Consider the following 21,707-nt stretch of genomic DNA (forward strand, 5'->3'; position numbering starts at 1 on the left):
CCTACTCTCCGATCGTTCGCTTTACCGAACGCTGGAGGGTCGATGAACCGAACGCGTGTGGTCGTACTCGGCGCGGGTATCGTCGGCGCCGCGTGTGCCCGTGAGCTGAGCCTGGCGGGCTTCGACGTCGTGGTCGTGGATCGCGGCCGTCCTGCCGGGGGCACCACTTCACACGGTGAAGGCAACGTCCTCGTCTCCGACAAGGGGCCGGGCGCCGAACTCGAACTCGCGAAGCTTTCGGTCCGAATGTGGCCGCGTGTCGTCGCCGAGATCGCCGACGAGGAGGCGCGTGCCGCCGCCGCGATCGAGTACGACCCCAAGGGCGGCATCGTGGTCGCCACCACCGACGACGGCGCCCGCGCCCTCACGTCGTTCGCCGGGACGCAACTCGGGGTCCGCGCGGAACCGTTGTCTCCCAAGGAACTCGCCGATGCCGAGCCCGCGCTGACCCGCGAGGTGACCGCCGCGTTCCTCTACCCGGAGGACGCTCAGGTCCAGCCCGCGGGCGCGGCACTGGCCCTGCTGGGCTCCGCGCTGCGCCACGGCGCCCGGCTGCGGTCCGATACCGAGGTCATCGGCGCGTCCGTCCGAAGTGGACGGATCACCGGTGTCCGCGTGCCCGGCGAGGTCATCGAGGCCGACGTCGTCGTGAACGCCGCGGGCCCGTGGGCCGGTCAGGTGTCGGCGCGCCTCGGCGCCCCGATCGCGATCCGCCCCCGCCGGGGCGAGGTGCTGGTGACCACCCCGATGCCCGGCGTCGTCCGGCACAAGGTCTACGACGCCGATTACGTCGGCGCGGTCGGCGCGGACTCGGGCGAACTGCAGACCTCCGCCGTCGTCGAGTCGACCTGGGGCGGCACCGTGCTGATCGGCTCGTCCCGCCGCCGGGTGGAGTTCGACGACGCCATCCGCCCCGACGTGCTGAGCGCCATCGCGGTCAAGGCCCTGCGGCTGTTCCCGTCGCTCGCCGACGCGGCGATCATGCGGGCGTACGGCGGTTTCCGGCCCTATGTGGACGATCACCTCCCGGTGCTCGGCGAGGACCCGCGGCTGGGAAACCTGTGGCACGCCACCGGGCACGAAGGCGCCGGAATCGGGCTGAGCGTCGGCACCGCGCGCCTGCTGCGCGAACTGCTCACCGGGGCGGAGCCCACGATGCCCGTCGGAGAATTCACCGTGGATCGTCCCGCGGTACTGGCCGGGGTGGCCGCGTGAGCGGCAGGCCGATCCGGATCACCGTCGACGGCGAAGCCCTGACCGGGATCGCGGGCCAGAGTGTGGCGGGAGTGCTGCTCGCCGCGGGCCGGATCTCCTGGCGCACCACGCGGTCCGGTGCGCCGCGCGGCGTGTTCTGCGGCATCGGCGCGTGCTTCGATTGCCTGCTCACGGTCAACGACGTGCCCGACGTCCGCGCGTGCCGCCGTCCGGCCGCCGACGGCGACGAGATCCGCACCCAGTCACGGGAGGAGAACGCGTGAGCCGCCATGTGGTGATCGTCGGCGCCGGGCCCGCCGGACTCGCGGCCGTCGAGCACGCCTTACGGGCCGGTGCCCGTGTCACGGTGCTGGACCAGGCGCAATCGCCCGGCGGCCAGTATCACCGTATGCCGCCGGAGGCCTACGCGGCACAGCATGGCGGACCGGAGTTCACCCGGCGCCGCCGTCTGCTCGCGCATCCGAGGTGCCAGTGGTGGCCCGGCGCAGGCGTCTGGGCGTTCGACCGCGCGGAGCACCGGGTGCACGTCCTGCGAGGACAGTCCGACGGCGGCGGACGACAGCGGCTGTCCCTCGTTCCGGACGCGCTGATCCTCGCGACCGGCGCGCACGACCGCACCCTGCCGTTCCCCGGCTGGGAACTGCCCGGCGTGTACACCGCGGGCGCGGCGCAAGCGCTGGCGAAAGGGGAGCGGGTCGCGATCGGCGGGCGGGTACTCGTCGCCGGGGCCGGGCCGTTCCTGCTGCCGGTCGCGGAATCGCTGCTGGACGCCGGGGCCGAGGTGGTCGCGGTCCTGGAGGCGAACCCGTTCGCGACCGTCCGGAAAGGATGGTCGGCGCGACCGTGGCGGTTGGCCGCCCACGCGGGCAAGGCGGGCGAACTGGCCCGCTACGCCGCGACATTGGCCCGCCATCGTGTCCCGTACCGGTTCGGCCGGGCCGTGATCGAAGCGCGGGGCGCGGACAGCGTCCGCGAGGTGGTGACCGCCGAGGTCCGCGCGGACTGGTCGGTCGTCCCCGGCACCGAGCGGACGTACGAGGTCGACGCGGTCTGCGTCGGCCACGGATTCGTCCCGCAACCCGAACTGGCCGTCGCCGCGGGCTGCGCACTGGACGGTGGTTTCGTCCGGGTCGACGACGGCCAACGGACCACAGTGGACGGTGTCTTCGCCGCGGGCGAGATCACCGGTATCGGTGGCGCGGTCACCGCCGCGGCCGAGGGCGCGGTGGCGGGTCGTGTCGCCGCGGGGGAAACGCCCGGCCCGGCCTTGGTCCGTGCCCGCGACCGCGCCCACACGTTCGCCGAACGCCTCGCCACGGCGCATCCGATCGGCACGGCCTGGCGACGCTGGCTTCGCGAAGACACGATCGTCTGCCGGTGCGAGGAAACCACCTACGGCGAGCTCGTCCGCGCGACCGCCGACCCGGCCTGCCCCGGCCCGCACGCGCTGAAACTCGGCACCCGGGCGGGCCTCGGTCCGTGCCAGGGCCGGATGTGCGGTCCGGCCGTATCCGAACTCTGCGGTGGTACCGAACGGCACCACCGCCCGATCGCCCAGCCGATCCGGCTCGGCGAACTCGCCGCCCGAACCGAAGGAGAACCTGAATGAGCACCCCCGACCTCGGTGGCGTCGTCGTCGCGACCGCCCTCCCGTACCGGGCGGACGAATCGGCACCCGCCGGGCTGGCCGTGGATTACGACGCCTACGCCGCGCACTGCCGGTGGCTGATCGACAACGGCTGCCGGGGCGTCGGCCCGAACGGCTCCCTCGGCGAGTATTCGTCGCTCACCGACGACGAACGCCGCCGCGCGGCCCGCACCGCGATCGAAACCGTGGGGAAGGACGGCATCGTCGTCGTCGGCGTCCACGGTCCCGGGTCCCATCAGGCCAGGCACTGGGCCGAAATCGCCGCCGAAGACGGCGCCGGCGGCCTGCTGTGCCTGCCGCCCACGATGTACCGCGCGAACCGCGGTGAAGTCCTCGCCCACTTCGAGGCGGTGGCGTCGGTCGGCCTGCCGGTGATGGTCTACAACAACCCCATCGACACCAAGGTCGATCTCACCCCGGCACTGCTGGCCGAGATCGCGGCGATCGACAACGTGGTGGCGGTCAAGGAATTCTCAGGTGACGTCCGGCGGGTGCTGGAGATCCGCGAGCAGGCGCCGGGCCTGGACGTGATCAGCGGCGCCGACGACGTCGTGCTGGAAAGCCTGCTGATGGGCGCGACAGGCTGGTTCGCCGGCTTCCCCAACGTGTTCCCGGCCGAGTCGGTGCGCCTGTTCGAGCTGGCGAGGGCGGGGAAACTCGAGGAGGCCAGGGCGCTGTACGAACCGCTGGTGGCCGCGTTCCGCTGGGATTCGCGCACCGAGTTCGTCCAGGCCATCAAACTCGGCATGGACCTCGTCGGCCGCTACGGCGGACCCTGCCGTCCGCCGCGCGGACCGCTGACCGACGAGCACCGCGAGCAGGTCACCGCCGACATGCGCCGCGCGCTCGCCTCGCTGGGGGTGGAGTAGGTGCGGTCGATCCGGTCGATCACCGCCGTCGATTCGCATACCGAGGGCATGCCGACCCGGGTGGTGACCGACGGGGTCGGCGTCATCCCCGGTGACACCATGGCCGAGCGCCGCCGGTACTTCATGGAGCACCTGGACCACCTGCGGCGGTTCCTGATGAACGAGCCGCGCGGCCATTCGGCCATGAGCGGCGCGATCCTGCAGCCGCCGGCCAGGCCGGACGCCGACTGGGGCGTGGTGTACATCGAGGTGTCGGGCTGCCTGCCGATGTGCGGGCACGGCACGATCGGTGTGGCGACGGTGCTGGTGGAGACCGGCATGGTCGAGGTGACCGAACCGAAGACCGTGGTGCGCCTCGACACCCCGGCCGGGCTCGTGCACGCCGAGGTCGAGGTCCGGGACGGCCGGGCCGAACGGGTCAAGCTGCGCAACGTCGCGTCCTTCCTCGCCGAGCGGGACGCGTCGGTCGAGGTGCCCGGACTCGGCGAGGTGCGCTACGACCTGGCCTACGGCGGCAACTTCTACGCCATCCTCGAACTGTCCCAAGTGGACATCCCGTTCGAGCGCGCGGAGAAGGACCGGATCCTCGCGGCGGGACTGGACATCATGGCGGCGATCAACGACCAGCGCCCGCCGAAGCATCCGGCCGATCCGCTGATCGGCGGCTGCAAGCACGTCCAGTTCCTCGCCCCGGGTTCGGACGCCCGCGCGTCGCGGAACGCGATGGCCATCCATCCCGGCTGGTTCGACCGGTCGCCGTGCGGCACCGGCACTTCGGCCCGGATGGCCCAGCTGCACGCCCGCGGCGAGCTGGCGCTGCACACGCCGTTCGAGAACAGCTCGTTCATCGGCACCACGTTCACCGGTGAGCTGGTCGCCGAGACCACCGTCGGGGGTGTCCCGGCCGTGGTGCCGGAGTTTTCCGGGCGCGCGTGGATCACCGGTAACGCCACCTACCTGCTCGACCCGGACGATCCGTTCCCGGCGGGCTTTGTCCTCTGAGCTGAAGGGGCCTTTCCCCGCATGCCATGCAGGGAAAGCGCCCTTCGCCGCATGCGACGCGGGGAAAGGCCCCTTCAGCCCCGGAGAGAAAAGGAACCAATGAAGGAAATCGTCCAGGCGGCGGAGATCGCCGGTGCGTGGGCCGCCACCGACCCGAAGACGCGCGCGGCGGTGATCACCGGCGTGGCCGACGCGCTGGACGCGGCGGGCCCGGAGCTGATCGCGATCGCCGACGCCGAAACCCGGCTGGGGACGAAACGGCTGACCGGCGAGCTGGCCCGCACGACGTTCCAGCTGCGCCTGCTCGCGGCCGAGAGCGGTTCGTCCTACGACGTCCGGATCGATCGCGCCGATCCGTCGTGGCCACCCGGCCCCCGGCCGGACCTGCGCCGGTATCGCACGGCGGTGGGACCGGTCCTGGTGTTCGCCGCGAGCAACTTCCCCTTCGCGTTCAGCGTGGCGGGCGGGGACACCGCGGCGGCATGGGCGGCCGGATGCCCGGTGGTGGTCAAGGCGCACCCGGGGCATCCGGAACTTTCCCGCCGGACGGCGTCGATCGTCGTCGAGGCGCTCGGGCGGTGGGGTGCGCTACTCGGTCTCGTCGAGGGGGAAGCCGCCGGAGTGGAGGCGCTGCGGCATCCGGCGGTCGCGGCTGCGGCCTTCACCGGATCGGTGGCGGGCGGGCTCGCGCTGGCGCGGATCGCGGCCGACCGGCCGGTGCCGATCCCGTTCCACGGCGAGCTCGGCAGCGTCAATCCGGTGATCGTCCTGCCCGGTGCCGCCGAGGCCCGTGCCGAAGAACTCGCGACGGGCTACGCGGGTTCGCTGACGCTGGGCAACGGCCAGTTCTGCACGAATCCCGGCCTGGTGTTCGCACCGTCGTCGGGGCCGTTCGTTGATCTTGTCGCCGAACGCCTGCGAGCGGTGACGGCGGGGTCGTTCTTGAACGATCGCATCGCCTCCGGCTTCGAGACCGTCGCGGAGCGGCTGTCCGCGATTCCGAGGATGCGTGAGATCGTCGGGGGAGCCGGGGCCCGGCTGCTCGAAATCGACCTGGCCGATTTCGTCCCCGACGTTGCGGAGGAGTGTTTCGGCCCGCTGGGCGTGGTCGTTCGGTACTCGCGGCTGTCCGACGTCGTGCCGATTTTGGCGGCACTCCCGGGTCAGCTCACGACGACCGTGCACGCCTTGGACTCGGAGGCGGGCGACGCCGAGGCCCTGCGCCCGGTGCTGGCCGACCGCAGCGGGCGGATCCTGTGGGGCGGGTGGCCGACCGGGGTCGCGGTGACCGCCGCGATGCAGCACGGCGGCCCGTACCCGGCGACGACCTCACCGGCGTCGACGTCGGTCGGGACGGCGGCGGTGGACCGCTTCCTGCGGCCGGTGTCCTATCAGGACTGGCCTTCGCACCTGCTGCCCGAACCGCTGCGGGACGACAACCCCTGGGGCGTCCCGCAGCGCTTCTCCTGACCCCGCGTTTCGTCCTCTGGTTGCGATACATGCACGCGCAACTACCGCAACCAGAGGACGAAACGCGTCAGGCGGAGACCACCGTTCCACCCTGGATGACGTGCCGGAAGCCCTTCGGCTCGGCCAGGACGCCGATGTCCTCCAGCGGATCCCGGTCGAGGACGAGCAGATCCGCGTGCGCGCCTGGGGCCAGCGTGCCGATCTCGCCGGTCAGGTTCAGCAGGTCGGCCGCCGTCGACGTCGCGGAGCGGATCACGTCCACCGCGGGCTGGACCTCGCCGCGCAGCCGGAATTCGTGGTTCTGGTGCCGGTGCATCCCGCCGAGGAGATCGCTGCCGTACACCAGTTTCACCCCGCCCCGGTCGGCCTTTTCGAGCGCGGCCATGCCCGCGCCGAGGACGTCGTCGACCTTGCGCCAGCTGGATTCCGGCAGCCCGTGCTCGCGTCCTTCCTCCTTCAGCGCCCAGTACGTGACCAACGTGGGCACGAGGTACGCGTCGTGCCGGAGGAACAGCTCGACACTGAGGTCGTCGATCAGGTTGCCGTGCTCGATCGACCGCACGCCCAGCTCCAGCGCGCGGTTCACCGCACGGGCGGTGTAGGCGTGGGCGGCGACATAGCGGTTGGCCGCGTCCGCCTCCTCGACGATCGCGCGCAGTTCCTCGGCGGAGTACTGCGTCGAGTCGACCCGGTCGGTGGGGGAGGCGACGCCGCCGGAGGCCATCACCTTGATGTGGTGCGCTCCCTTGCGCAGTTCGTCGCGCGCCGCGGCGCGGACGGCGTCGACACCGTCGGCGACGCGGCCGAGCCCCGCGCAGCACGGGTGGTCGTCGCTGACGTTGGCGCCGCGGGTCCGGCTGTCGCCGTGGCCGCCGGTCTGACTCAGCGCGCGCCCGCAGAACAGCAGGCGGGGACCGCGGAACAAGCCCTCGGCCTGTGCGTCGGCGAGACCGTAGTCGGCGCCGGACGCGTCCCGGACCGTGGTGAAGCCCCGGTCCAGCATCAGGCTCATGGTGCGGGCGCTGTGCGCGGTCACGTAGGACGGTGACGACGCGGGGAGCGACCCCAGATCCGCTGTCGAGGCGGTCACGTGCACGTGCGCGTCGACGAGTCCGGGCAGCACGAACGCGCCGCGCAGGTCCTCGGTCCGGACGTCGCCCGCGGCGAGACCCGTGCCGGTCTCGACGATCCGGCCGTCGGCGCACCGGAGATCGCCCTCGGTGTACTCGCCCGTGACCGGGTCGAGCAGACGGGCGTTGCGCAGCAGCAGTGAGCCGTTCATCGGGCCTCCAGGATTTCGCGCAGGGCGGGCACCGCCAACGGTGCCAGAGATCGGGCGGCGGTGACGGAATCGTCGTCGTAGCTGCCTTCGGCGTCGAGGATGTTGAGGACGCCGAGCGTGCGGCCGTCGTCCACCACCGGCACGTTGATCACCGCGCCGCAGCCGAGCCGGTCGATGAGTTCGTGGTCGGCGAAGATCTCCCGCACCGCCGCGCTGTCGGGCCCGAAATAGGGTTCCTGTCCGGTGATGCACCGCTCCAGCCAGCCCGCCGCCACCTCGACGGTCTTTTCGCCGCCGACCGGGTACTCCGCCGGGTGGCTGCTGTGCACGCGGCGCAGCGCCCGCCGTTCGGGCACCCAGGCCAGCACGGTGAACAGCCTCACGCCGATCGTCGCTCGGGTCTTGTCCTCCACAATGGACAGCGACACGGTCACTTCGTCATCTCCTTGGCGGTTTCCACGGGCGCGCCGTGTTCGGTCAGTTCTTCCAGGGAACGGCCGGCGGTGGACAGGCCGAACACGACCACGCACACCACCCCGGCCGCCAGGACGGCGGTGGTCAGGCCGAAGACGCCGGCGAAGCCGAGGCTCGCGGCGGACAGGCCGATGATCGTCGGGGCCAGGATGCTGCCGAGCCTGCCGAACGCGCTGGACAGGCCGGTGCCGCTGGCGCGGATCCAGGTCGGGAACACCTCGGGGGTGTAGGAGTACACACCGGCGTAGGTGCCGTTGAGGAAGAACGACAGCACCGCCCCGGCGAGGGTGATCGACCACGGCGCGTCCATCTGGCTCAGCCAGAACGCGCTCACCGCCGAACCCGCGAGGTACAACGCGATGGTGTGCTTGCGGTCGAGCCGTTCCGACAGCCAGGCCGCGGAGAAGTACCCGGGGATCTGCGCCAGGTAGATGATGATCGAGAACTCGAAGCTCTTGGTGACGGTGATCCCGCGCTCGACCAGCAGTGTCGGGATCCAGGAGAAGAAACCGTAGTAGGAGAACGTGATCACGAACCAGACGGTCCAGATCACCGCGGTCCGGCGTGCCATCGCCGGGCTCCACAGGAACTTCAGCGCGCTGAACAGGTTGACCTTCGGGGTTTCCTTCGCGGGCTGGACATCGGTCTCGGCCACGGTCGGAAGTGGTCGCCCGGTCGCCTTTTCGACGTCCCGCTCCAGTTTCGCGACGATCTTCTCCGCCTCGGCGTGACGCCCGTTCGCGACGAGGAACCTCGGCGATTCCGGCAGGGACCGACGCCACCACAGCAGCATGACGATCGGCAGCGCGGTGATCAGCTGGGCGACCCGCCAGCCCTCCGGCACCGTCGGCACGACGAACCGCCCGATCAGCGCGGCCATCACGAAGCCGAACGAGAAGAACCCGGCGAGCGCGCCGACGAACCAGCCGCGTCGCTTCGCGGGGACGAATTCGGACAGGAACGGCGCGATGATCGCGCTTTCGGCACCCGCACCCGCCCCGGCCAGCACCCGGGCGCCCAGGAAGATCTCGTAGTTCGGGGAGAAGGCGGCGAGCACCGAGAACACCGCGTAGAAGGCCAGCGCGTACATCATGACCTTCTTGCGGCCGACGCGGTCGCCCAGCAGGCCCGCGGCGATCGCGCCGAAGAGGAAGCCGAACGGCGTCGCCGAACCGATCAGCCCGAGCTGCCCGTTGTCGAGACCCCAGACCGCTTTCGCGCTCGGCAGGAGGAAGGCGACCACGGCGGAGTCCATGCCGTCGAAGGTGTAACCGAGCCCGCCGATGAGCAGGAGCAGATAGTGGGGACGGCTCAGCGGGAGCCGGTCCAGTCGAGCCAGAAGCGTCATGGGGAACGCCTTCCGTGGTTCGGGCGACGAGGAGTGCGGACAACGTATACTGCGTTTCCGTAAAACTGCAATGGTTGTTGCAGGTGGTTCGACGGGCACGATGCGTTACCGTGGCGCGGTCGAGGGAGGGTGTGTGTGACAGAGACGGGAACCGGTGACGGTTTCGAGGCGTGGCTTCGGGATCGGACGCCGGAACGCGGCCTGCGGCCGAAGTCGGCCGCCGTGCTCGAAGTGCTGGTCTCGCAACCGCGCCGGGCGTCGTTCGGGTCGACGGCCGAGCTCGCCCAGCTCGCCGGGGTCAACGTCGCCACCGTCACCCGCACCGCGCAGGCGCTCGGTTTCGCCGGCTGGCCCGCGCTGCAACAGGAGTTGCGGGCGCGGTACATGTCGTCGCTGAGCGCGCCGCAGGTGGCCGAGGAACACCGGGACGTGGACTCGCCGGGCTCGGCGTCGCTGCGCCGCGACCTCGACAGCCTCGCCCTGCTCAACCGGCGGGTCACCGAGGACGAGATCCGCAACGTCGCCGAGGCCGTCGCCGCCGCACGCCGCACGCTCGTCATCGCCGACGGCAGCTATGCCGCCGTCGGGATCGCGTTCGCGCACAACGCCCGGCTCGCCGGATACGACGTCCACGCGATCACCGCGGGCGACGCCGAACTCGCCAACGCCACGGCCAAACTCACCGCCGACGACGTGCTCATCGCGATCAGTTTCTGGCGCCTGTACGAAAGTACGGTGCTCGCCGCGGACGAGGCGAAGGCGAGGGGAGCGCGCGCGTTCGCCATCACCGACGCGGCCAGCCCCGCGCTGGCGGGCGCCGTCGAGCAGGTGCTGATGGTGCCCGCCGAAGGCGTGACCTTCTTCCCGTCGCTGACCGCGGGGATGAGCCTGGTGCAGGCCATCGTCGCGCAGCTCGCCGCCGTCGATCCCGTTCGCACCGGCGAATCCATCGAGGCGGCCGAAGCCATGTGGTCGCGGTTCGATCTGCTGCATCGCCGTCCGGGATCGGCCGAAAGACCAGTGCCGAAAAGGCCGACCGGTCGAGGCACCTCCGCCGGATGACCGATCCGCCGCACCCCGCCGGGAAGCGATCCTGGTTCCAGGCCGCCGGAACAGGCGGTACGGGGATCGAGGAGGCCGAAATGACGATCATCGCGACTTTGGGCGCATACGCCGGGCTCGCGCTGCTGGCGCTGATGGCGGCGACCCCGCTGCTCGTCGAACTCGACCAGCGCTTCCCGGTCACCCGCCGGGCGAAGACGGTCGAACGGGAGCGCCGGATGCCCGCCTCGCTCGCGTCGGCGTGACGCAGAGCACAGAGATCAGCCCGGGACTACCTCACGTGAGTGATTCCGGAACCGTCAAGTCGTAACTTTGTGTCGCGTTGTGGAACGCTGAGTGACGTGACCGTGGATTTGTGCACCGACAGCCACTCCGCCGACCCCTTCGCGGAGTTCCGGCGGAACGTCGACGAGCTGACCCAGGCGTACATCGACGCCTGCCGTCAGGGGCGCAGTCCCGGCGACGCCACTCTCGACCTGTTGCAGCGGATCCACCACGAAGACCGCAATTGGGTCGTCGTCCACCTGACCTTCGCCATCGCCGCGCTCGCGCACCAGCGAGCCCTCGCTCCGGCCGAGTCCGTCACCCGGCCAGGTGGCGTAACGGGTGCGCCGGAGCGAGCGTTGTTAGCTTCCGCGAGTGACTGATCCGACCGTCTCCGCGGTCATCGCGGTGTTCGCGGGTTTCGTGCTCGCGGGCATTCTGGCCGTCCCGTACATCGCGGCGAGCTACCGGCGCCGCGGCGAACTCGGGCTGTGGCGGGTCCTGCTGGTGTTCGGGTTCCTGGTCTACGCCATGTCACTGTGGACGTACACGTTGCTCCCCATCCCGCAGACGACGGCGGCGTGGTGCGCCGAGCACGCGACGAGTCACCTGCAACTGCGCCCGTTCCAGTTCGTCGCCGACATCCGCCGCGAACAGAGCGGGGCGGGCCTGCGCGCGTTCCTGCGCAATCCCGCGGTCCAGCAGGCGGTCTTCAACGTCGCCTTGTTCGTGCCGCTGGGCATGTTCGTCCGGCATCTCTTCCGGCGCGGTTTCGCGGTCACCGTGGCCCTCGGGTTCGCGGTCTCCCTGTTCATCGAGTGCACCCAGCTCACCGGGGTCTGGTTCCTGTTCGACTGCCCGTACCGGCTCGCCGACGTCGACGACCTGCTGACCAACACCCTCGGCGCCGCCGTCGGCTTCGGCCTCGCCCCGTTGCTGCGGCTGCTGCCGGGCAACGAGCCGTCCGCGCCGCCGGGAACGCCGCGACCGGTCACCGCGCGCCGCCGTCTGCTCGGGATGGCCGTCGACTTCGTCTCGGTCGTGCTGCTCGGCACCACCATCGGGATCGTGACGACCCTGGTGGCGGGCGACCCGAACACCGTGGTCGCGGCGCTGACCACCACCCTGCTGCCCGCCGTGCTCCTGTTGTTCGTCATCCCCGTCGCGGGCAACGGCGCCAGCTTCGGCCAGCGGATCGTGTTGCTGCGGCCCGCCGGGCCGGACGGTGGGAAGCCCGCCCTGTGGCGGATGATCGTGCGATTCCTGGCCGGGTCCGGCGGCTACTTCACGCTGCTCACCCTGGCGTCCGCGGTCAACAGCGGATTCGAGCCACTGGCGAACCTGTTGTTCTTCGTCAGCGGCATCCTCGCGATCCGGCCTCTGGGCCACAAAGGACTGTCCGGACTGGTCGCCGGACTGGAGATCGTCGACCTGCGCGAAATCGAGAGCCCGGACCGGGAGCCTGTCGTCGACGTGCGCGGTGGCCCCACACCGCCACTCACCTGATCGGGTCGACCCTGTCGTTCACGCGAGTCATTCCGCCTGGCAGGAGGCGCGGGCCTGAACACTCCCCGGGTGGACGTGGAGTCGATGGATGACGTGGCCGACTGCCTGCTCTCGGTGGCTTGGAACATTTTCCCGCTGATGGGGAAACCGCCGGCGAGCCCGGGGGACCGGCCGGAGGAGATCCGTTCCTTCCTCGTCGACACCTGTCACGACGCCGGGCTGCGGGCCCGGGAATGGGCGGCGGCGCACGGCGCGGGAACAGCGGCGGACCGCCGTCCCTTCCTGCGGCTCGCGGAGATCGGGGCGGACGCGAACCTGTTCCTGGGCATGGTTTCCGGCACGCTGGTCACCGATCACGAGCGGATCCGCCGCCGATGGGCCGAAATCGAGACGATGGTCGGCGAAGCACGCGAACTCGCCGGGGAGATCAAGGGGCGGCCGTCGCATCGGCCGCCCCTCTTCGGTGATCAGTCCCTTTCGAGGGTCAGGTCGTAGCGATTGAGCACCTCCTTGACGGGCTGGAAGAAGGTGGTGCCGCCTTCTTCGCAGTCGCCGGAGCCGCCCGAGGTCATACCCTGTGCCTGCACCAGCTTCGTGCCGGAACCCGAGGACGGACGGCTGACGTACGAGCCGCCGGAGTCGCCCGGTTCGGCGCAGGCGCTGGTCTGGGTGAGGCCTCGCACGATGTTTCCGTTGCCGTAGTTCACCGTCTGGTCCAGCGCTTCGACCCGCCCGCACTGCCACTTGGTGGTGATCCCGGACCGGCAGACGCGGCCGCCGACGGCGACGACCTCGGAGCCTTCGATCCGCACGTCGGTGCCGTCCCCGTACCGGTCGACCCGGGGCGGGGTCGAGACGTCGGAGTGGGTCACCTTGACGGTCCCGTAGTCGTTACCGGGGAAGGACGACTTCGCGACAGGGCCGATCGTGCCGTCGACGCCGTGCACGGTGCCGCCGAGTTCGGTGCAGTGGCCCGCGGTGATCACGAAATGATCGTCGTCGTCATGGGCGTTGAACCCGACCGAACAGGCGCCGCCGTTGAAGTAGAGACCCTGTCCGCCGACCACGCTCCACAACGGCCGTGGCGCGCTCTTCACCTGGTCCACCCGGACCGGGACCCCGGTGGCCGCAGCCCAGGCCCGGCCGGCGGAATCGCCGCCGGCCACCTCGACCACGACCTCGTTCGCGGGCGCGTCGACGTACCAGCCGGCGACCGAGCCGGGAAGGCCGGCGGTTCTGTCGTCCAATGTGGACTGGATCTTCTTCAGTTCGGCGGAACTGTGCTTCATCACCTTCGGGATCGCGCCCGCCGAACGGATCGTGGCCGAGCGGCTCGCGTCGGTGGTGCCGACGACGAGTTCACCGGTCGTCGTGTCCAGCCAGGAGCCGGCGAACGCGGCGCCGAGCGAAGCGCCGATCTTCTGCTGCGAGGCGGCCAGCGTGGCCGGACCCGCCGTTTCGTTCAGCACCGGTGTCGCCGCCGAAGCCGGGGTCGCGAAGGCGGTGACGGCTGCCGCGGCGCCTATCACCGCGGTCATGGTGCGCAGAGGACGTCGGATCACGAAAACCTCCATGGGATTGCGGAATTCGTTGCGGGGTGTGTACTGAGAAGCGCCTCTCGTCCGACGTTACGACAACGGGCTATCGGCCGAATGCCGCCATTTGAGTTGCACCGGCAATTCGCCTTACCGGCTCAATGGAACGGGGATTTCCCGGCATTGCTCACTCTTGTGAGTGGAGCTTGCCCGAATTGCCGTCCCCGGTTCGTCCAGTCGAACACGACAATAAGCGACCCTCGGCCACCCGTTCGGGAAAAGGGGACGAACGACGGGAACGGCGTATCACCTGATTGTGTCCGGCGCTGAACCCGTTCGCCCTCCTTGGTGACGAACGCGTCTCTTTCGTTCACCAGCAGGAAAGGAGTCCCGACGTGAACATCAGGCCGACGGTGAGCGCGGGCGGGGCGAACAACGCGAGGGTTCCGCCCGCGACGGCCCGCACCCGGTCCGGCAACCGGGACGGACCGCAGGGGTGCCGGGCGAGCCATCGCAAGCGGAGCGCGGTGTCGCCGCCTTCCGAGGCGTGGATCGACAGCAGGGCCGAGCGCACGGTTTCCGGTCCGTGACCGGTCGCGGCCGCCCGGTCGGCGGCCAGTTCGACGAGGAGGCGGACCGCGCCGGGGAGTTCGCGCATGAGCGGGACGAACCGCAACGTGCGGCCGAGTGTTTCGGCGCATCCGGCCAGCAGGTGATGCCTTCCGCGCAGATGCGCGCGTTCGTGCTCCAGTACCGCGTTCAGTTCCCGGGAGGTGAGCCTGCCCGCCAGGCCCCGGCTGGCGACGATCAGGCCGTCGCGGCCGCCGAGGCTGTAGGCGATCGGCCGCTCGTCGGGCACCCACAGCGTCGCGATCGGCCGCTCGTCACGGGTGCCTGTCAGCCTGAGCGCGTCCCGGTGACGCCGGTGCAGCAGGGTGCTGCGTTTCCTGCGGTGGGCCCAGGTCACGGTGAGCCGGGTGGCGGCGATCACGACGACCGCCCCGGCGAAACCGCCGACGAGGGGATCGAGACCGGGCAGGCCGCTGTGCCCGACCGCCGCCCAGCAGTCGTGGAGGAACCGGGTGATCGCCGCGGCGGGACCGTGGTCCGGCAATACGAGGAGAAGGACGGCACCGAGAGTGCCGGCGAGCACGCCGAGGGCGGTCAGCAGCCACCACGCGAGCGCCGTACCGGGACTGATCCCACCGGCGGTCAGCCTGCCGAGCAACCGGGGCGAGCACCAGCCGATCACCGCGACACCGAACAGGAGCACCGCCGCCAGGATCATCGCTTGGGCTTCCGTCGCAGCGCCCGTCGCAGGATGTCGGACTCCTCTTCGGTGACCGAGCGCGCGAAATGCAGCAGCACCGATTCCCGGTCCTCCGAGGAGTCGAGGAGTTCGCGCAGGCTTTGCGCGGTGGCTTCCTCCCGGGTCGCCACGGCGCGATAGCGGTAAGCGCGATTCTCCATTTCGCGCACGACCCATTCCTTGCGGTGCAGATTGTCCAGCACCGTCATCACCGTGGTGTAGGCGAGTTCGCGATCCCGGTTGATCGCCTCGAGCACCTGGCGGACCCGCAAGGGTTCCGCCGAATTCCAGAGCACGTCCATCACCGACGCTTCGAGCTCGCCCAGCCGTTGCATGACACCTCCGCACGGAAGGATACTGCGTGCGCCGCGGTCACCCGACGATGCGCCGCGCGCCCATCAGATGCCCGTCGCCCTTGACCGACCGGACGTCGACCAGCTGACCCTCGGTCGGCGCGTCGACCATCTTGCCGTTGCCGACGTACATGCCGACGTGATGGATCGCTCCCGGATCGCCGGTGCCGTCGTCGTAGAAGACGAGGTCTCCGGGGACGAGCCGGTCCAGCGGGACGGCCTTTCCCGCGGTGTACTGCTGACGGCTGGTGCGCGGAAGCGAGACGCCCGCCTGCTTGTACGCCCACGACGTCAGACCGGAACAGTCGAACTCGCCCGGTCCGGTGGCGCCCCACTGGTATTCCGAGCCTCGTTTGGACAGTGCCGCCTGGAGCGCGTCGTTGGCGGCGCCGGGCGGCCCGAGATAGGAGCCCTTGTCCTGGACCTTGCCGAGTTTCGCCTTGTCCGACGCGGGCAGGTCACCGAGCGCGTTCCTGACCTCGACGATCCGGCTGTCGAGGTCCTCTTTGCGGGTGCGGACCTGGTCCAGTGCCACGGTCGCATCGTTCGCCGCGAGCTGGGCCGTCTCCCGCGCGTTCGCCGCGGTGGTGCGGGCGGCCTGCGCGGAACCGAGCGCGTCGCGCAGGCCGTTCAACGCCTTGGCCTTCTCTTCGGCCAGTACCGACAGTGCGGACGAGCGGTCGAGGAACTCCTGCCTGCTGCCGCTGTCGAGCAGGAGGACGGCGTTGCCGAGCTGGTGGCCGTTCATCGCGGACCGGGCGATCGCCTCGACCTGCGGCCGGAAGCGATCGATGGCCGACTGCGCCCGCGTGAGATCGCCGTCGGCCCTGCCCAGGGCGGCCGTCGCCTGGTCGCGCTCGGTCTCGCGGGCCTTCAATCGGTCCTGTGATTCCAGCAGATCCTCGTCGGCCTTGGCCGCCTGCGCGCCGAGTTCCTGGTAGCGCCGCATCGGGTCCTGGCCGTCCGGTGGCGGTGCCGGTTGCGCGCTCGCGGGGAGCGCGCCGAAGCCGAGAATCATGAGGGCGGCGGTGGCGGCGAGGGGGTGCCGCGGCGAACGCCGGTGGGGTGTCACGGGTGCCGAATCTCCTGTCGCACAAGTTCAACTATCGCGCTTAGTAGTACGGGGACCGGTGTGAGCGCCCGGTGAAGTCCTACTAGGTCAGTTAGTACTAGGCGTCATGGGAGTTCGAGTCGATCTTTGCTACGGTGGGAACCGTGAGTGTCTCTCCGGCTACTCTTCGTCGGCTCGTGGTGGCCTTGCTGCTGCTGGTCGTGGCGGGAACGCAGTCGTACGGCTGCCTCGACGGGCCCGGCGAAACGGCCGTCGTCGCGGCGGCCTCGCACGATTCGTCGTGCCCGCCGAGCGAGGGACACCTGCACTCCCGACCGCTCGCCGCGGTCGCGGTGCGAAGCGCCGCCTCGCCGTCCACCCCGGATTCTCTGCCTCCGCTCGCCTCGTCACCCGTCCTTTCGTTCCCGGTGAGGGAGCGCCCCCGGTCGATCGCGTTCGACCGGAGTGGCCCCCGGATACTCACCGAGCTGTGCGTCTCCCGGACGTGACCGTTCCCGCGCCGGTCCGGTCCTGTTCGCACAGCACAGAAAGACGAATCCTCGATGAACGCTGTCCTCCCTCATGAACTTCTCGCGCCTTCCCGCCTCCTCAGTACCGCCGCGCGCTGCGTGTCCCCGGCGCTGGCCGTCGGCAATACGCCCGTGCTGTGGATCGACGAACGGCTCGCCGGTTCCGGCAAGGGCTTCTGGGCCAAGCTGGAGGGTTTCAACCCCGGCGGCATGAAGGATCGCCCCGCGTTGCACATGGTGGGAGCGGCCAAGGCCCGCGGCGACCTGGCGGACGGCGCGATGATCGTCGAGTCGACCAGCGGGACGCTCGGGCTCGGGCTGGCGCTGGCCGGGATCGTCCACGGCCATCCGGTCACCCTGGTCACCGATCCGGGGATGGAGCCCATCGTGCGGCGCATGCTCACCGCGCACGGCACCCGGGTCGACCTCGTCACCGAGCCCCATCCGGCGGGCGGCTGGCAGCAAGCGCGCCGGGACCGCGTCCAGCGGGTGCTCGAGGAGCGGCCCGGCTCCTGGTGCCCCGATCAGTACCACAACCCGGACAACGTGGCCGCGTACGCGACCTTGGCCGACGAACTGGCCGCGCAACTGGGCCGGATCGACGTCCTGGTGTGCTCGGTCGGCACCGGCGGGCATTCCGCCGGGACCTTCCGCGCGCTGCGGCGGTACTTCCCGCATCTGCGCCTGGTCGGCGTGGACACCGTCGGGTCGACGATCTTCGGGCAACCCGCCACCACGCGGCTGATGCGCGGGCTCGGTTCGAGCATCCATCCGCGCAACGTCGATTACGACGCTTTCGCGGAGATCCACTGGGTGGCGCCCGCTGAAGCGGTCTGGACCTGCCGCCGTCTCGCCGCCGCCCAATACGCGACCGGCGGCTGGAGTGTCGGTGCGGTCGCCCTCGTAGCGGCCTGGCTGGCCCGTACGCACGATCCGGACGTGCGGATCGCCGCGATCTTCCCGGACGGCCCGCAGCGCTACTTCGACACCGTCTACAACGACGAATACTGCGCGGGGCACGGCCTGCTCGACGTCGTCCCGGCCGGGGAACCGGACGTCGTCGGCCATCCCGGCGAGCGGGTGGTGGAACGCTGGACCCGGTGCCGCACGATCGTGGATCCCGCGCTGTGACGGGGTTTCCGGCACGATTCCGGTCCTTCGACCGGCCGAGCAAAGTGCTGATGGTCAACCAGTTCACCATCAACGTCGGTTTCTACATGCTGATGCCGTACCTCGCCGGCTATCTCGCGGGCCCGCTGGGACTGGCGGGCTGGGCCGTGGGCCTGGTGCTGGGCATCCGCAACTTCTCGCAGCAGGGCATGTTCCTGGTCGGGGGCACACTCGCCGACCGGTTCGGCTACAAACCGCTCATCGTCGCCGGATGTGTGCTGCGGACGGCGGGTTTCGCGTTGTTGAGCGTGACGTCCTCGCTGCCGTCGCTGATCGTCGCGTCCGCGGCCACCGGTTTCGCCGGAGCCCTGTTCAACCCGGCTGTCCGCGCCTATCTGGCGGTGGACGCGGGGGAGCGGCGGCTGGAGGCCTTCTCGGTGTTCAACGTGTTCTACCAGGGCGGGATCCTCGCGGGCCCGGTGGTCGGGCTGGCGTTGACGGCCGTCGACTTCCGGCTGACCTGCCTGGTCGCCGCCGCGGTCTTCGGTGTTTTGACCGTGGTGCAGGTGCGGGCGCTGCCCGCGCACGAAAGCGAGGGGGAACGGTCGTCGATCTGGGCGGATTGGCGGGTCGTCGCCGGGAACCGCGCCTTCCTGCTCTTCGCGCTGGTCATGATCGGCTCGTACGTGCTCTCCTTCCAGACCTATCTGGCACTTCCGATGGAGGCGCGCCGGATCACGGGCTCGGAGACGTCGGCCACCGCGCTCATCGCCGGGCTGTTCGTGATCTCGGGCGGTCTCGCGATCGCCGGTCAGCTCAAGATCACCGCCTGGTTCAAGAACCGGTGGTCGCCCGGCACGTGTCTCGCCTTGGGGATGGTGTTCATGGCCGTGGCGTTCGTCGCGCCGCTGACGGTCGCCAGGGCGGGTCCGGTCACGGCCGGGGCGGGGCTGCTCGTCTCCGCCGCGCTGCTGGCCGTCGGCACGGTCGTCGTCTTCCCGTTCGAGATGGACACCGTCGTCCGGCTGTCGGGTGACCGGCTGGTCGCCACGCACTACGGCTTCTACAACACGATCGTCGGCGTGGGCATTCTGCTCGGGAATCTCTTCACCGGTACGGTCTTCGACCTCGCGCGCCGGGCGGGCTGGCCGGAGATCCCCTGGCTCGCCTTGACGGTGCTCGGTGTCGCCTGTGCGGTGGGGCTGCGTGCTCTCGACCGGGGCAGGCGCCTGGTCTCGGTGTAGTGCCGTCGCGAAGGCCACCGGACGCCGGTGGCCTTCGCGACGGTGTCAGACGAGCGTCTTCCAGTAGTCCCAGAAGGCCTGCAGGACCGCAGCGCCGATGACCGCGTACCAGACCACGAGGACCACGCTGTGGTAGCGGACGACCATCCGTCCTTTGTGGAGGTTGTGCAGGGTCGTGTACCAGAAGACGGCGATGGTGACCGCCCAGACGACCATGCAGTACGGGCAGAGCGCGCCGATGACGTAGAGACTCTGGAACATCAGCCAATGCACGAAGACGACGCCGAGCAAAGAACCCGCTTGCAGGCCCAGCCAGTACCAGCGAGGGAGCCGTGCGCCGGCCAGCACCGCGACACCGGTCGTCACGACCACACTGAACCCGGCGATCCCCAGCAACGGATTGGGAAAGCCGAACAGGTCCGCCTGCGGGGTCTTCATGATCGATCCGCAGCTGAGGACCGGATTGATACTGCAGGTCGGGATGTAGGAGAAATCCTTGAGCAGCTTGATCTTCTCGATGGTGAGCACGAACGCCGCCACCAGGCCGACGGCGCCGCCGGCCAGCAGCACCCACGGCGTCACCCGGGTGGCGAAGGGCGTCATTTCGCCAGTTCCTCGTCGATGACGGCCTTGAGAGCCTGATAGGACGGCGACCCCGAGAACTTGACGCCGTTGACGAAGAAGGTCGGCGTGCCCTCGACGCCGATGTTCGCACCGTCGGTGCGGTCGGCCACGACCCGGCCGAGCGTGACCGGATCGTCCAGCGCGGCCTCGAACGCGGGCAGGTCAAGGCCGAGCTCGCGTGCGAAGCCGAGGAAGGTCTCGCGGTGGGAGACCCGCTGGTCGCCCCATTGCGACTGCCTCTCGAACATCAGGCGGTACATCGGTTCGAGCTTGCCCTGCTTGCCCGCGGCCTCCACGGTCCGCGCGGCGAGCTCGGCGTTCTGGTGACTGGGGATGGGGAAGTAGCGCATCACGAAGGTGACGCGGTCGCCGTACTCGGCACGCAGCCGCTCGACGCCGGGATACGCGGCGCCGCACGCTTCGCACTCCAGGTCGAGGAACTCCACGACGGTCACCTTGGCACCGGCCGGATCGGACAGACGATGACTGTCCGGCCGGACCAGGATCGACGCGGGTACCGCGGGAGGCGCGCCGTCGGCGCCTGCCTGCGCGGCCGGGGCGTCCTCGCCCAGCCTGGTGAAGACGAGCAACGCGGCCACCACCGCGATCACGACGGCCACGACCGTCAGGGAAACCTTGGCGTTCTTGGTCATTCTGCTGAGTCCTTAGCTCGGATCCGGGCAACTGAAGGCGTGGGGCATGACCGGTCCGCCCTCGATGTGAGGGCGAACCTGTCACGACCGGGGCTGCCGATCAGGTGCGGGAAACGCAGAGCTGGACGAGAAGAGGTGTCGCCGTTGGACGTTCGAACGCCCGGGTGCCCGGCGGCACGCCCGCTGTCGCGGGCCGGCTGCGCCGGACGAGCACGAGGAGAGCGGCCAGCAGCGCCGCGCCGATCCCCGTGACGTCGTCGAGGTGGTTGTGCGGCGGTTCGGCCGGGACCAGCCAGGCGGCGTGGTCGGCGCTCAGGTGGGACGTGGCCGGGTCGCATTCGTTCGCCGGGTTCGTGGCGTGGGTCGTTTCGGCGGCGAACAGGGGAGCGCAGGGTGAGCCCGCCGCCGCGGCGCCGTCACTGCACAGCGCGCTCTGCAGCAGGGCGACAGCGGTGAGCACGGCCAGCACGGCGAGAAGCCGCGCGGCCGTCGTCGCTGTCTTTCCGCCGGGCACGGACAGCAGGATAAAGGTGACCTTGTAAAGCCACGGCGAGTTCGGGGGCCTTCGCGCGGCCCAGGGCGCGTGAGGGGAACTTTGAGGGACCCAGGGTCCCTCAAGGCGTCCTTCACGGACTGCGATCATGACGCACTTGCGGGATGGACCGGCCGCTATACAGTGGTCGCGATCCGTGAACAGTGCCTGCCAGTGGCGTGACGAGCAATCCGAAACTACTGAAAGGACCACCCTCCGTGCCGAGGTTCAAGAATGTTCTCGCTGTGCTCCCGGTCTCTGATCATGCCGCCGCGGTAGCTTGGTACAAGCAGTGGATCGGTCGTGCCCCCGATGCCGAGCCCATGGAGGGCGTCGCGGAATGGCAGCTCGTCGAAAACGCGTGGATCCAGGTCGCCCACGCACCGGAGGCCGCAGGGAAGGGTTCCGTGGTGATCGGTGTCGAGGACATCGATGAAACCGTCGGCACTCTCGACGCCCAGGGCGTGAAATGCGGCCCCATCCAAGACTACGACTTCATCAAGTTGTCCGATGTCGCGGATCCGGAAGGCAATAAGATCAACTTCGTCTGGGAGAACCCGAATTACCGGCCTCCGGCTGAGTAGGTCGAAGCGCTGAACTTCCGTGAAGGCCTCCTTACCTACCCT

25 protein-coding genes are annotated in these 21,707 nt (G+C 70.1%); 15 read left to right on the top strand and 10 right to left on the bottom strand.

Features of this window, described 5'->3' with window-relative positions; translation table 11 throughout:
* The first annotated feature begins 42 nt into the window (after positions 1–42).
* The 6 genes from ACLJPX_RS03705 to ACLJPX_RS03730 all read left to right on the top strand — a co-directional run bounded on the left by ACLJPX_RS03705 (position 43) and on the right by ACLJPX_RS03730 (position 6,204).
* Positions 43–1,215, top strand: a complete 1,173-nt coding sequence (locus ACLJPX_RS03705; RefSeq protein ID WP_410598721.1) for an NAD(P)/FAD-dependent oxidoreductase — start codon at positions 43–45, stop codon at positions 1,213–1,215.
* The gene (locus tag ACLJPX_RS03710; protein WP_410598722.1) at positions 1,212–1,478 is read left to right on the top strand and encodes a (2Fe-2S)-binding protein; all 267 of its coding nucleotides are present in this window, start codon (positions 1,212–1,214) and stop codon (positions 1,476–1,478) included. The genes ACLJPX_RS03705 and ACLJPX_RS03710 overlap by 4 nt, the downstream gene beginning before the upstream one ends.
* Positions 1,475–2,824 (top strand): FAD-dependent oxidoreductase, encoded by a 1,350-nt coding sequence (locus ACLJPX_RS03715; RefSeq protein ID WP_410598723.1) that lies wholly within the window; start codon positions 1,475–1,477, stop codon positions 2,822–2,824. Before ACLJPX_RS03710 ends, ACLJPX_RS03715 begins: the two co-directional genes overlap by 4 nt.
* Complete coding sequence (locus ACLJPX_RS03720) at positions 2,821–3,732, top strand: dihydrodipicolinate synthase family protein (protein WP_410598724.1); 912 nt, start codon at positions 2,821–2,823, stop codon at positions 3,730–3,732. Before ACLJPX_RS03715 ends, ACLJPX_RS03720 begins: the two co-directional genes overlap by 4 nt.
* Complete coding sequence (locus ACLJPX_RS03725; protein WP_410598725.1) at positions 3,733–4,734, top strand: proline racemase family protein; 1,002 nt, start codon at positions 3,733–3,735, stop codon at positions 4,732–4,734.
* A 99-nt stretch (positions 4,735–4,833) separates the two neighbouring features.
* Complete coding sequence (locus ACLJPX_RS03730) at positions 4,834–6,204, top strand: aldehyde dehydrogenase (NADP(+)) (protein ID WP_410598726.1); 1,371 nt, start codon at positions 4,834–4,836, stop codon at positions 6,202–6,204.
* Between the two features lie 67 nt (positions 6,205–6,271).
* Here ACLJPX_RS03730 and ACLJPX_RS03735 read toward each other — a convergent pair whose 3' ends face one another.
* Genes ACLJPX_RS03735 through ACLJPX_RS03745 form a run of 3 tightly spaced genes read right to left on the bottom strand, consistent with a single transcriptional unit; the run spans position 6,272 to position 9,308 of the window.
* On the bottom strand, positions 6,272–7,486 hold the full coding sequence (locus ACLJPX_RS03735) for an amidohydrolase family protein (protein ID WP_410598727.1): 1,215 nt from the start codon (positions 7,484–7,486) through the stop codon (positions 6,272–6,274).
* Positions 7,483–7,920 (bottom strand): GAF domain-containing protein, encoded by a 438-nt coding sequence (locus tag ACLJPX_RS03740; RefSeq protein WP_101607504.1) that lies wholly within the window; start codon positions 7,918–7,920, stop codon positions 7,483–7,485. The genes ACLJPX_RS03735 and ACLJPX_RS03740 overlap by 4 nt, the downstream gene beginning before the upstream one ends.
* The gene (locus ACLJPX_RS03745; RefSeq protein ID WP_410598728.1) at positions 7,917–9,308 is read right to left on the bottom strand and encodes an MFS transporter; all 1,392 of its coding nucleotides are present in this window, start codon (positions 9,306–9,308) and stop codon (positions 7,917–7,919) included. Before ACLJPX_RS03745 ends, ACLJPX_RS03740 begins: the two co-directional genes overlap by 4 nt.
* Positions 9,309–9,443: 135 nt before the next feature.
* On the opposite strand from ACLJPX_RS03745, the gene ACLJPX_RS03750 reads away from it, so the two are divergent.
* From ACLJPX_RS03750 to ACLJPX_RS03770, 5 genes are all read left to right on the top strand, one after another.
* Positions 9,444–10,370, top strand: coding sequence for a MurR/RpiR family transcriptional regulator (locus ACLJPX_RS03750; protein ID WP_410598729.1), 927 nt, complete (start codon positions 9,444–9,446; stop codon positions 10,368–10,370).
* A complete protein-coding gene (locus ACLJPX_RS03755) occupies positions 10,367–10,615 on the top strand; it encodes a hypothetical protein (RefSeq protein WP_410598730.1) in 249 nt (82 codons plus the stop codon). The genes ACLJPX_RS03750 and ACLJPX_RS03755 overlap by 4 nt, the downstream gene beginning before the upstream one ends.
* Positions 10,616–10,711: 96 nt before the next feature.
* The gene (locus ACLJPX_RS03760) at positions 10,712–11,017 is read left to right on the top strand and encodes a hypothetical protein (protein ID WP_410598731.1); all 306 of its coding nucleotides are present in this window, start codon (positions 10,712–10,714) and stop codon (positions 11,015–11,017) included.
* The gene (locus ACLJPX_RS03765) at positions 11,010–12,140 is read left to right on the top strand and encodes a VanZ family protein (RefSeq protein WP_410598732.1); all 1,131 of its coding nucleotides are present in this window, start codon (positions 11,010–11,012) and stop codon (positions 12,138–12,140) included. Before ACLJPX_RS03760 ends, ACLJPX_RS03765 begins: the two co-directional genes overlap by 8 nt.
* Before the next feature lie 84 nt (positions 12,141–12,224).
* Positions 12,225–12,635: a hypothetical protein gene (locus ACLJPX_RS03770; protein WP_410598733.1), complete on the top strand. Its 411-nt coding sequence runs from the start codon at positions 12,225–12,227 to the stop codon at positions 12,633–12,635.
* On the opposite strand, the gene ACLJPX_RS03775 is transcribed toward ACLJPX_RS03770, so the two are convergent.
* From ACLJPX_RS03775 to ACLJPX_RS03790, 4 genes are all read right to left on the bottom strand, one after another.
* On the bottom strand, positions 12,608–13,702 hold the full coding sequence (locus tag ACLJPX_RS03775) for a S1 family peptidase (RefSeq protein WP_410598734.1): 1,095 nt from the start codon (positions 13,700–13,702) through the stop codon (positions 12,608–12,610). The two genes, ACLJPX_RS03770 and ACLJPX_RS03775, sit on opposite strands and share 28 nt — an antisense overlap.
* 343 nt (positions 13,703–14,045) lie before the next feature.
* Positions 14,046–14,963 carry a M56 family metallopeptidase gene (locus tag ACLJPX_RS03780; protein ID WP_410598735.1) on the bottom strand — a complete coding sequence of 306 codons (918 nt, stop codon included), beginning with the start codon at positions 14,961–14,963 and terminating at the stop codon, positions 14,046–14,048.
* Positions 14,960–15,319, bottom strand: a complete 360-nt coding sequence (locus ACLJPX_RS03785; RefSeq protein ID WP_101607512.1) for a BlaI/MecI/CopY family transcriptional regulator — start codon at positions 15,317–15,319, stop codon at positions 14,960–14,962. The genes ACLJPX_RS03780 and ACLJPX_RS03785 overlap by 4 nt, the downstream gene beginning before the upstream one ends.
* Positions 15,320–15,356: 37 nt before the next feature.
* Positions 15,357–16,409 carry an NlpC/P60 family protein gene (locus ACLJPX_RS03790; RefSeq protein WP_410598736.1) on the bottom strand — a complete coding sequence of 351 codons (1,053 nt, stop codon included), beginning with the start codon at positions 16,407–16,409 and terminating at the stop codon, positions 15,357–15,359.
* A 143-nt stretch (positions 16,410–16,552) separates the two neighbouring features.
* On the opposite strand from ACLJPX_RS03790, the gene ACLJPX_RS03795 reads away from it, so the two are divergent.
* The 3 genes from ACLJPX_RS03795 to ACLJPX_RS03805 are packed head-to-tail and all read left to right on the top strand — an operon-like array spanning position 16,553 to position 19,272.
* Positions 16,553–16,897, top strand: coding sequence for a hypothetical protein (locus tag ACLJPX_RS03795; RefSeq protein WP_410598737.1), 345 nt, complete (start codon positions 16,553–16,555; stop codon positions 16,895–16,897).
* A gap of 54 nt (positions 16,898–16,951) precedes the next feature.
* The gene (locus ACLJPX_RS03800) at positions 16,952–18,049 is read left to right on the top strand and encodes a PLP-dependent cysteine synthase family protein (RefSeq protein WP_410598738.1); all 1,098 of its coding nucleotides are present in this window, start codon (positions 16,952–16,954) and stop codon (positions 18,047–18,049) included.
* On the top strand, positions 18,046–19,272 hold the full coding sequence (locus ACLJPX_RS03805; protein ID WP_410598739.1) for an MDR family MFS transporter: 1,227 nt from the start codon (positions 18,046–18,048) through the stop codon (positions 19,270–19,272). The genes ACLJPX_RS03800 and ACLJPX_RS03805 overlap by 4 nt, the downstream gene beginning before the upstream one ends.
* Before the next feature lie 45 nt (positions 19,273–19,317).
* Here ACLJPX_RS03805 and ACLJPX_RS03810 read toward each other — a convergent pair whose 3' ends face one another.
* The 3 genes from ACLJPX_RS03810 to ACLJPX_RS03820 form a co-directional block, all read right to left on the bottom strand.
* Positions 19,318–19,875, bottom strand: a complete 558-nt coding sequence (locus ACLJPX_RS03810) for a vitamin K epoxide reductase family protein (RefSeq protein WP_410598740.1) — start codon at positions 19,873–19,875, stop codon at positions 19,318–19,320.
* Complete coding sequence (locus ACLJPX_RS03815) at positions 19,872–20,549, bottom strand: DsbA family protein (protein ID WP_410598741.1); 678 nt, start codon at positions 20,547–20,549, stop codon at positions 19,872–19,874. The genes ACLJPX_RS03810 and ACLJPX_RS03815 overlap by 4 nt, the downstream gene beginning before the upstream one ends.
* Before the next feature lie 100 nt (positions 20,550–20,649).
* Positions 20,650–21,063, bottom strand: a complete 414-nt coding sequence (locus ACLJPX_RS03820; RefSeq protein ID WP_410598742.1) for a hypothetical protein — start codon at positions 21,061–21,063, stop codon at positions 20,650–20,652.
* Positions 21,064–21,299: 236 nt separating this feature from the next.
* On the opposite strand from ACLJPX_RS03820, the gene ACLJPX_RS03825 reads away from it, so the two are divergent.
* Entirely contained in the window at positions 21,300–21,665 is a 366-nt protein-coding gene (locus tag ACLJPX_RS03825; protein WP_410598743.1) for a VOC family protein, read from the top strand.
* Positions 21,666–21,707: the final 42 nt, after the last annotated feature.

Origin of the sequence: Amycolatopsis sp. lyj-90 (assembly GCF_046549035.1) — a bacterium.
Lineage (GTDB): Bacteria > Actinomycetota > Actinomycetes > Mycobacteriales > Pseudonocardiaceae > Amycolatopsis.

Coding starts and splice junctions, on each gene's coding strand:
- ACLJPX_RS03780 (WP_410598735.1), bottom strand. CDS start 14,963: ATGATCCTGGCGGCGGTGCTCCTGTTCGGTGTCGCGGTGATCGGCTGG.
- ACLJPX_RS03810 (WP_410598740.1), bottom strand. CDS start 19,875: ATGACGCCCTTCGCCACCCGGGTGACGCCGTGGGTGCTGCTGGCCGGC.
- ACLJPX_RS03815 (WP_410598741.1), bottom strand. CDS start 20,549: ATGACCAAGAACGCCAAGGTTTCCCTGACGGTCGTGGCCGTCGTGATC.
- ACLJPX_RS03800 (WP_410598738.1), top strand. CDS start 16,952: ATGAACGCTGTCCTCCCTCATGAACTTCTCGCGCCTTCCCGCCTCCTC.
- ACLJPX_RS03745 (WP_410598728.1), bottom strand. CDS start 9,308: ATGACGCTTCTGGCTCGACTGGACCGGCTCCCGCTGAGCCGTCCCCAC.
- ACLJPX_RS03755 (WP_410598730.1), top strand. CDS start 10,367: ATGACCGATCCGCCGCACCCCGCCGGGAAGCGATCCTGGTTCCAGGCC.
- ACLJPX_RS03770 (WP_410598733.1), top strand. CDS start 12,225: ATGGATGACGTGGCCGACTGCCTGCTCTCGGTGGCTTGGAACATTTTC.
- ACLJPX_RS03735 (WP_410598727.1), bottom strand. CDS start 7,486: ATGAACGGCTCACTGCTGCTGCGCAACGCCCGTCTGCTCGACCCGGTC.
- ACLJPX_RS03720 (WP_410598724.1), top strand. CDS start 2,821: ATGAGCACCCCCGACCTCGGTGGCGTCGTCGTCGCGACCGCCCTCCCG.
- ACLJPX_RS03785 (WP_101607512.1), bottom strand. CDS start 15,319: ATGCAACGGCTGGGCGAGCTCGAAGCGTCGGTGATGGACGTGCTCTGG.
- ACLJPX_RS03730 (WP_410598726.1), top strand. CDS start 4,834: ATGAAGGAAATCGTCCAGGCGGCGGAGATCGCCGGTGCGTGGGCCGCC.
- ACLJPX_RS03705 (WP_410598721.1), top strand. CDS start 43: ATGAACCGAACGCGTGTGGTCGTACTCGGCGCGGGTATCGTCGGCGCC.